This window comes from Agaribacillus sp. DX54, from assembly GCF_056858335.1.
Genome location: NZ_JBXEQE010000007.1, coordinates 212275 through 221900, shown reverse-complemented (window position 1 = coordinate 221900; position 9626 = coordinate 212275). Strand labels below are relative to the sequence as shown.

Annotated in this window: 5 protein-coding genes; 3 read left to right on the top strand and 2 right to left on the bottom strand. The window is 42.8% G+C overall.

The window, feature by feature from the left end; translation table 11 throughout:
* Positions 1-480 precede the first annotated feature (480 nt).
* Genes AC04NP_RS10840 through AC04NP_RS10830 form a run of 3 tightly spaced genes read left to right on the top strand, consistent with a single transcriptional unit; the run spans position 481 to position 4896 of the window.
* Entirely contained in the window at positions 481-3054 is a 2574-nt protein-coding gene (locus AC04NP_RS10840) for a family 20 glycosylhydrolase (RefSeq protein WP_482859761.1), read from the top strand.
* Between the two features lie 9 nt (positions 3055-3063).
* Positions 3064-4167, top strand: coding sequence for an acyltransferase family protein (locus AC04NP_RS10835; protein WP_482859760.1), 1104 nt, complete (start codon positions 3064-3066; stop codon positions 4165-4167).
* A gap of 12 nt (positions 4168-4179) precedes the next feature.
* Positions 4180-4896 (top strand): sugar isomerase domain-containing protein, encoded by a 717-nt coding sequence (locus tag AC04NP_RS10830; RefSeq protein ID WP_482859759.1) that lies wholly within the window; start codon positions 4180-4182, stop codon positions 4894-4896.
* On the opposite strand, the gene metG is transcribed toward AC04NP_RS10830, so the two are convergent.
* Positions 4893-6941 (bottom strand): methionine--tRNA ligase, encoded by a 2049-nt coding sequence (gene metG, locus AC04NP_RS10825; RefSeq protein ID WP_482859758.1) that lies wholly within the window; start codon positions 6939-6941, stop codon positions 4893-4895. The two genes, AC04NP_RS10830 and metG, sit on opposite strands and share 4 nt — an antisense overlap.
* A 96-nt stretch (positions 6942-7037) precedes the next feature.
* A complete protein-coding gene (locus tag AC04NP_RS10820) occupies positions 7038-9608 on the bottom strand; it encodes a tetratricopeptide repeat protein (RefSeq protein ID WP_482859757.1) in 2571 nt (856 codons plus the stop codon).
* Positions 9609-9626: the final 18 nt, after the last annotated feature.

The window sequence follows — 9626 nt, the reverse complement described above, 5'->3', positions numbered from 1 at the left end:
ACACTAAGAATTTTGTTGAAAACGTTGTGCAACAGCCACGCGACGCTTGCGCCATACTTTTAACCCTGAAACCCGGAACAACTATTGGTTCGTGCACAACCTTTCATTTTCATTACTAAATTGTTACTTTTATCAACTTAATTTTTTAACATGAAAGTTGTTAAACACTTTTATTCCCTGCTTCTCTTTACCCATATTGGAAAAGGTGTTGTAACCTCAATTAAATCAAAGTTTAAGCGAAACAACAAATCACTTGAAAAAAACATCACGTTAACAGCCCCTATCGGCTTAGAAAAGATAAACCCTATGCTCCAATGGCCCGATAGGCCTGAAGAGGCGTATTATTGACAAGGCTGACAACGTATTAAATACGCAGGTTAATATGGATTACAAAGAGAAGTATATGAACTGTCTGAAACACTTGAATGGATCAAAAATTATGCTTTTTTTTATCCGAAAGAGACAAAAAACTTAGCAAGTATGACAATAAAAAATACCAGAATCAACCGTTTCTTGCCTATTGCTTTGATATTCCATGTTTTTCTTATCCTGGGCTCATGCTCTTCTAAAGAGGAAATAACCAATATTAAGCTTAGCTGGAAGTTGGAGAAGAATTTTGAACAAGCCGGGTATTCACTGCATGAAGCTATTTTTACCATTACCAATACTGGTAATGGTATCCTTCGGGATAACTGGTTATTGTACTGGAATCAGTCGCCCCGGGGCGTTGTTAACGTCGAATCCGAAAAATCCGTGGAAATTGTGCAAATCAACGGAGATTTCTACCAAATGCGGCTGCTACCTGGTTTTAGTCTGGCAGAAAATGAGTCTGTAAAAATTAAATTGACGGCTTCGGAATGGATGATCAAGGAGGGTGATGCCCCGGTGGGAGTTTACATGGTAATCAACAACAACGGTGAAGAGACCATCAAAGTGGTAGAAGATTACACCGTGGAAAAATTTGAAACTCCTGACCAGATTAATCGAAGCAGCTACGACGCGGAACCCATCCCCACAGCAGATTACCTGTATAATCAAAACCTGGCCGTTACCCGGCTTGCGCCTGAGGAATTGTACCCGGTTATACCAGCTCCCGCCTCTTATTCAAAAGGAAAAAACCGGTTTGTACTAGCCGGAGGCAGCACGATACAGGCAGATAAGGCGCTGCAAAATGAGGCCGCTTATCTGCTTGCAACGCTTGATAAAAACTTTAACCTCAATACAACCTTACTGCCGGAAACCGGGCAAAGTGCCACCATTGATTTGAAAATAAATACTTCCATCCCAGCAGCAGAAGGCTACCGGCTCACGGTTGACAATGAAAAAATACAAATTACCGGAAAAGATCCGGCGGGTGTTTTTTATGGCATGCAAACACTCATCGGGCTCATTGAAAAAAAAGAAGACGGGTCGACCCTTCCAACCTGTAAGATAAGCGATCAGCCAGCCTATGGTTACAGGGGTTTGCATATTGATGTCAGCAGAAACTTTCAATCCAAAGAAACCATCTTAAGGGTGTTGGATATCATGGGGCACTATAAGCTTAACAAGCTTTTAATCTATATTACCGAAGATGAGGGATGGCGACTGGAGATCGAAGAACTCCCGGAATTAACACAGATTTCTTCCAAAAGGGGTCATACCTTAAACGACAGCCTGCACCTTCAGCCATCTTACGGCTCAGGGCCATTTGCCGAAGATCCCAATTCCTATGGAAACGGCTATTATACGAGGGCCGATTTCCAGGAAATCATCAAGTATGCAAAAGAGCGGCACATAGAAGTCATCCCGTCAGTGAACCTTCCGGGGCATGCGAGGGCAGCTATCAAAGCGATGGAATACAGGTATCACCGGCTAATGAAAGCAGGGAAAGAAAAAGAAGCCCTTCAATACAGACTTATCGATCCGGATGATAAATCCGTTTATCTATCGGCCCAACATTACACTGATAATATTGCCTGTGTTTGCCAGGATGCGGTTTATGATTTTTACGAAGTGGTGTTGGATGACATCATTGAGCTGTATAAAGAAGTGGATGTTCCACTCAAAATGATCCATACCGGAGGTGATGAAGTACCACCAGGGCCATGGAGCGAGTCACCGGTTTGTAAAGAATATCTCAAGAATTTTCCCGAAATAAAAAACTCCCGCAATCTGCAGAACCACTTCTTTACCCGTCTGACGGAGATCATTAATAAAAAGGGGCTGGACATTGGTGGCTGGGAGGAAGTGGTGATGGAATATGACGACAAAAATGAGTGGTTTACCAATACCGGTTTTACAGATAAAAAAGTGTACCCATATATCTGGAACAATTTATGGGGGCTGCAGGATCTGGGCTATAAGATTGCTAACAGGGGTTATCCTGTTATTCTCTGCAATGTCACCAACTTCTACTTTGACCTTGCCTACAATAAAGATCCACGTGAACCGGGGCTCTATTGGGCGGGCTTCAACGATACAAGAGATGCCTTTGAATTTATTCCCGAAAACCTGTTTTTGTCTACCACTGAAGACAATATGGGTAGAAAATTTAATCCTGAGGTGGATTTCAAAGACATGGAAAGACTGAGCCCGGAAGGGAAGAAAAACATCGTAGGCCTTCAGGCACAATTATGGAGTGAAACCGTCAGAGGCAGTGACATGCTTGAACACTACATATTACCTAAATTGCTTGGATTTGCTCACAGGGCATGGCAGGGTCAGGCATCCTGGGGAAATGAGCCGGATGCTGATAAAAGACTGGCATTAATCAATGAGGATTGGAACAGGTTTGCCAATACCCTCGGTCAAAAGGAATTTGAGAAGCTGGCAAATTGGCATGGAGGTTATGATTACAGAATACCCCCTCCGGGTATCAGGGAGGACAACGGGATGATATATATGAATACTGCCTACCCCGGACTAATCATCAGATATACAACTGATGGTAGTGAGCCAACCACAACAGCCAACTTGTACGACGGCGCTTTTAACTTTGCGGGTGGTACGATTAAAGCCAAATGTTTTAACACCACAGGCCGGTCGGGTCTATCTACAACTATTAATAAATAATTAAAATCAATGTCTTCATCCTTAAGTCACCGCCTGATCTCACTGGATGCCATGAGAGGTTTTACCATTGCGGCTATGATCATCGTCAATGATCCGGGTTCATGGGACCATGTCTACGCACCATTACTACACAAAGACTGGAACGGGGTCACTCCCACAGACTTTATCTACCCGTTTTTCCTTTTTATCGTCGGTGTTTCTATCGCCCTCGCTTATCAAAAAAGGCTGGATAAAAAGGCGGATAAAGGGGATCTTGTGAAAAAAATAGTAATGAGAAGTCTGAAAATATTCGCCCTGGGTATTTTCCTTTGGCTATGGCCTGATTTTGATTTCAGTTCTGTGCGTTGGGCGGGGGTACTTCAACGTATAGCATTGGTATTTCTGCCTTGTGGTATGCTGTTTTTGTATACAAACTGGCAACAACAACTGAAAATTGGGGCAGGTATTTTATTGGCATACTGGATTATCATGGCATACCTACCCGTACCTGGCATCGGAGCGCCTGACTTGTCAGTACCAGAAAAAAACTGGGCTCATTTTATCGATAACAAGCTGCTTCCGGGCGTGCTCTGGCAAAAAACATGGGATCCTGAAGGAATGCTGAGCACCTTCCCGGCGATCGTTACAGGAATCACCGGCATGCTGATAGGAAGAATTATTTTAGACATCAAAGATGATTTCAAAAAACTTACCTGGATATTCTTTTCAGGATGGGCGATGGTGGTCGTTGGAGGAATCTGGAATTGGTTTTTTCCTATCAATAAACCCATCTGGACAAGCTCGTATGTGATGTATACTTCAGGGCTGGCGGCACTGAGCCTGGCTGCTTTTATGTTGATTGTAGACATGATGGGTATCAAAAGATGGACAACATTAGGCAGGATTTACGGCGCCAATGCTATCGCTTCCTATGTTTTGGCCGGAATGCTGACATTGATATTTTATGATAATGTATTTGGTGGTGTGGGGTTAAATGAGCTATTCATGAAAACGGCCACCGGCATTGGTTTTTCTTCCAAACTCGCGTCTCTTTGTTATGCCATTCTATATATGTTAATTATTTACATACCTACTTACATCCTCTACAAAAAGAAAATTTTCATCAAAGTCTAGAAACCATAATACATGTTTGAATATCTGGATAAAATCAAAGCGCATTTGGACACCATGGTGCGTGACGAGGCTGCAAACATCAATCTGGCGGCTGACTGGATCGCCCAAACTTTAATTGATGATCGACTGATCCATACCTTTGGTACAGGGCATTCGCACATGATAGGACTGGAATTATTCGTGCGGGCCGGGGGGCTGGCCAACGTAAATGCCATGCTGGACAGCATTGTAATGACCAGCGAGGGTGCGAGGCGCAGTGCCGAAATAGAACGGATTGAGGGAATTTCCAATATCATCTGGGATCGACACAAAATTCATGCAAAGGATGTAATGATCATTATTTCCAACTCCGGAAGAAACGCCATGCCTATTGAAATGGCGATGCGGGCCAAATCCGAGGGCTTAAAGGTCATTGGAATCACCTCACTGACACAATCAAAAAAATATCCTTCCAGACACTCCAGCGGAAAGAAGCTGTTTGAAATCGTTGACATCGTTCTGGACAATCATGTTCCTTCAGGTGACGGATTAATGCGAATAGATGGCAATCTCACCGGGCCGATTTCTTCTGTAGCAGGTATTACACTGGTCAACCTGCTTGCTACAGAAGGCATGAAAAAGGCGGCGGAGCGTCAGATAAAACTGCCTGTCTATTTCAGCCAAAATATCGATGGTTTCAGCAACGAGGAATTATACGACTTGTTTGAGGGCCGGATCAAACACCTTTAGCTAATTACCCCCCCGTTTTCCATGGCTTTTTCGGGTTTGATAAATGACAGCGATCCGTCCGGATTTTCAGCCATCAGGATCATGCCTTGCGACTCGATACCCATGATAGCCCTGGGGGCGAGGTTAACCAACATGCAAACTTGTTTGCCCAATATAGCATCAGGATCATAGTATTCAGCAATACCGCTGACTACAATCCGCTCGTCCAGCCCCGTATCTATGGTTAACTTCAAAAGCTTTTTTGATTTTTTAATCTTCTCTGCGGACTTAATAGTGCCCACCCGCATATCCATCTTAACAAAATCATCAAAGGCTATTTCGCCTTTAGCGGGGGTAATCGTTTTACTGGCAATTTCATTGGCTTTTTTGGTTTCTTCCAATTTCCGAATCTGTGCCTGAATGATGTTATCATCGATTTTCTCAAATAAAAGCTCCCCCTCGTTGATGTGATCACCGGAATCGATCAAGGTAGTATTGCCGGCCTGTGCCCAGGTTGGGTTTTTCAAACCTAATATATCGTACAGTTTTTTAGCGGTGAATGGCAAAAACGGCTCCGACACGATGGCGAGATTGGCCGCGATTTGCAAACTGATGTTCAGGATGGTTTGTACCCGTTCTTCATCTTCGTTGATCAATTTCCAGGGCTCGGTATCGGCCAGATATTTATTGCCCAGCCTGGCCAAATCCATCATTTGTGTTAAGCCATCCCTGAATTTATAATTTTCGATCGATTTTCCTATTTCTTCCGGAAATGTCAGTAATTTGTCGATCACTTGCTCATCCACCGGGGTAAGACGGCCCTTAGGGGGTACTTCACCTTTAAAATATTTGTGGGTCAGTACCACGGCCCTATTGATAAAATTGCCATAAATCGCTACCAACTCATTGTTGTTGCGTGCCTGAAAATCTTTCCAGGTAAAATCATTGTCCTTGGTTTCAGGCGCGTTGGCGCACAATACATACCTTAGAACATCTTCTTTCCCGGGAAAATCATCCAGGTATTCGTGCAACCAAACCGCCCAGTTGCGGGAGGTGGATATTTTGTTGCCCTCGAGGTTCATAAATTCATTGGCAGGCACATTGTCCGGCATAATAAAATCTCCCAGGGCTTTTAGAACGGCCGGGAATATGATGCAGTGAAAAACAATGTTATCTTTACCGATAAAATGTATGAGCTTGGTATCTTCGGATTGCCAGTAAGGCCGCCAGTCTTTTCCATTAGCATCTGCCCATTCTTTGGTCGCAGAAATATATCCGATGGGCGCATCAAACCAAACGTAAAGCACTTTTCCTTCGTTGCCCTCGATCGGCACCTTGATACCCCAATCCAAATCCCGGGTCATGGCCCTGGGTTGCAATCCCTGATCAAGCCATGATTTACACTGCCCGTACACATTGGATTTCCACTCTTTGTGCCCTTCCAGAATCCACTCCCTGAGCCATGTCTCATACTCATTGAGTGGTAAGAACCAATGTTTAGTCTCCTTCAGTACCGGTTTCTCACCGCTGATAGCGGATCTCGGATTGATTAATTCCGAAGGGCTCAAAGAAGTCCCACAATTCTCACATTGGTCGCCATACGCATCCTCATAGCCACAGTTGGGACACGTTCCCATAATGTAACGATCTGCCAGAAATTCCTGGTTCTTCTCATCGTAATATTGCTCAGAGGTCCTTTCTACAAATTTATGGTCATCGTATAGTCTTTTGAACAAATCTGCCGCGGTGCTGTGATGCACTTCCGATGATGTACGGGAGTAATGGTCAAAGCTGATTCCGAATTCCTCAAACGACCTTTTTATAATCTCATGATATTTATCAACAATCTTTTGAGGGGTAACACGCTCTTTCCTGGCCCTGATTGTAATAGGCACCCCATGTTCATCGCTGCCGCAGACAAACGCTACCTCTTTTTCATTGGACCTCAGGTATCTTACAAAAATATCAGATGGCACATACACACCAGCCAGGTGACCGATGTGAACCGGACCATTTGCATAGGGCAAGGCGGAGGTAACTGTATATCTTTTTATTTCTGACAACATAAACGATTGTTTAAACTTCGGCAAAGATAAAAAGAATTTAGGCTTGTGATAACTTACCCTGGCAATTATTGCAAAGCGAATGAAACCGGCATTGTATCATAACTGCAACACCTTTTGCTTAATGGCCTCATTTTGGAGATTGGGCAAAATGATCTCGAATGTTGTATCGTTGACCGGCTTGGTCAGTGCAATGCTACCACCCAGCCTTTCAATTGATTTTTTGGTAAGATAAAGCCCTAACCCATAATTCAGGTTTGAGCGCTCGGTGCCCTGAAAAAACATGTTAAAAATCTTGTCTACCACTTCCTCGGAAAAACCTAATCCATTGTCTGAGACTGTAAATTTCACAAAATGACCATTGATTTTACGCACTTTGATATTAATACATGGGTGTTCGCATGCACCATGGACATAAGCATTTTCGATCAGATTTTGCATGGCGGTCTTAAACAGCACACGGTCAGTTGTCCATTTTAACCTGGCCGGTATATCATAGACAAGATTGACCTGAAAAGTAAGGTTTTTGTTCCTGAATTCTTCCACATAACTCTTTAATTCTTCCTTAACGACAAATTCCTCAGATTTAAAACGATGCTGATAAATATCATGGACCGTCAACAGCCGTGATAGCATAGCGTTCATCTCAAAAGCCACCTTGCCTAACAAATCAAAATATTTTCTTGAAATACTTTCTTTCGCTTCCAGCATGCCGAGATTAACCACACCAACCAGCCGGGTAATAGGACCCCGTAAGTCATGAGAAGCCCGGTAGATAAAATTATCCAACTCCTTATTAGACTGCCGCAGATCACTTATGGCCTTTTCACGGACTGTTACATTATTGGCAATAGACAATATGGACTCAAGTCTCCCTTCCTCATTAAACAGTATCGAATTACTCCATTCAACATCCAGCAATGAGCCGTTTTTATGATAGTTTTTGTTTTTGTAAAAGTTTCTGGGTTTTTGCCCCGTAAGCAATTCCGCGAAAATCTTATCGATCGAATCCTTATGGTCTTTCTTTATCAAAGGCAAATCTTGTATATGACGGCCAATTACCTCAGAGGCTTTCCACCCAAACATCTTTTCCGCCTGGCTGGACCACCTGATCAATTCCATCTTATCATTCCATTCCAACACGGCGAGAGGGGTATTGTCAATGTGAAACGATAACTTGTGGTAAGTCCTTTTCAGCTCAGTGGTTCTCAGGTCAATCAGGGTTTCCAGTTTTTCATTGGCTCCTCTCAGGGCTTTATTTTTTGCTTCAATTGTTTTTCTTGCCTTTTCAAGCTCCACATTATTGTCTTTAATTATTTCACTCTGATCCTCCAGGGCAGACTTTTGTTTGCTGATCTCAGCATATTGTTCTTCCAGCAACTTATTAGCCTGCTTTTTAGTTTTGTATCGGTAATAAATTAAAGCTGTAACCAATATGATAAGGAATGTTGAAAATCCTAAAATCAACAACAGATTCGAAGTAAGCTTATTGATCTGGTCTTTGTAAGCTGCATTTTCATTCAACTGTTTTTTTTCTTTGGTCAGCAGGGCTATTTCTTTTTCCTTTTGTTCAAATTCCAGGTTGGCCTTTAGCTCAGCAGTCTTCCTCGCCCTTTCCTCGCCAAATAAGGTATCCTTTAAAGCCACATATTGCTTATAATATTTGATCGATTCATCGTAATAACCATATTCCTCATATACCTCAGCCATTGTTTTATTGGCCCTGGCTATAAATGATTTGCTGCTAATCGCCTTTGCCGTACTCAGCGCCTTATCGATATATTCCAGCGCCTTTACATGTTCTTGCATGTAAAAATAAGAGCGTCCAATGTTCATATCCATCTCAAACAACGCCGTTTTATTATTTAGCTTCTCATAGATTTTGCGGGCTTCAAAAAAATAATTCAACGCACCGGCTCCAATTTTTTTTGTGAGATAAATTTCCCCAATATTACTCAGGTCATCGGCAACCTCCTTTTTAGTACCACTTTCACGTTGAAAATCCAGGGAGGTCTGATAAAAACTCAAAGCCTGGTCAAAATCTTCTACCTTCAGAAATCCGTCGGCAATTTTCCGGGAGATTTTCCGGTCATTTTTATTGGCATCATAAATATCCAGGGCTTTCTTCTGAAAATAGTCAACAGTGTCGTTATCGCCCTTGTTCCAGTACAATTGCCATAATCCTGTGTATACATTGGCGTGCAGCAGGGGGTGTTTGGAAATGCTGCGCAAACTCAAGGCCTTACCAAAATGGTTTTCGGCCCCTTCAAAATCATTGATTAGCAGGAAAACATTCGCCAAATCCAGATGCCCCTGTATCATGCCCACTGTATCTTCTATCTGGGAAGCCAGTACCTCTGCTTTGTTGAAGTAAACAAGTGCCTGACTGTAGTCACCCCGCATTACCGATATCTTAGCTTTGATTTCTAGTGCTGTTTTCAGCCCTTCGGGATAGTTGTCTTCAAGAGAAATAATGGCTGAGCTGTCAGCATAATAAAAAGCAAGGTCGGGCTCTTTTTCCAAAAAATGAAAAGCTATGCGGTTGTTGATGTCGACATTTTTTCTGGAAAGGGAATCCGTAAAAGGATTTGCCGGTGGGAGGTCAAATGGGACTGCCAACCCTTTTATCGCAAAAAGGAAAATACATCCGGCTAAATTTAAAAAGTGCATCTGCCTAGTTTGAAAAAT

Excerpts from the sequence above, each read along its gene's own strand:
- AC04NP_RS10840 (WP_482859761.1), top strand. The coding sequence starts at position 481 with ATGACAATAAAAAATACCAGAATCAACCGTTTCTTGCCTATTGCTTTG.
- AC04NP_RS10835 (WP_482859760.1), top strand. The coding sequence starts at position 3,064 with ATGTCTTCATCCTTAAGTCACCGCCTGATCTCACTGGATGCCATGAGA.
- AC04NP_RS10830 (WP_482859759.1), top strand. The coding sequence starts at position 4,180 with ATGTTTGAATATCTGGATAAAATCAAAGCGCATTTGGACACCATGGTG.
- metG (WP_482859758.1), bottom strand. The coding sequence starts at position 6,941 with ATGTTGTCAGAAATAAAAAGATATACAGTTACCTCCGCCTTGCCCTAT.
- AC04NP_RS10820 (WP_482859757.1), bottom strand. The coding sequence starts at position 9,608 with ATGCACTTTTTAAATTTAGCCGGATGTATTTTCCTTTTTGCGATAAAA.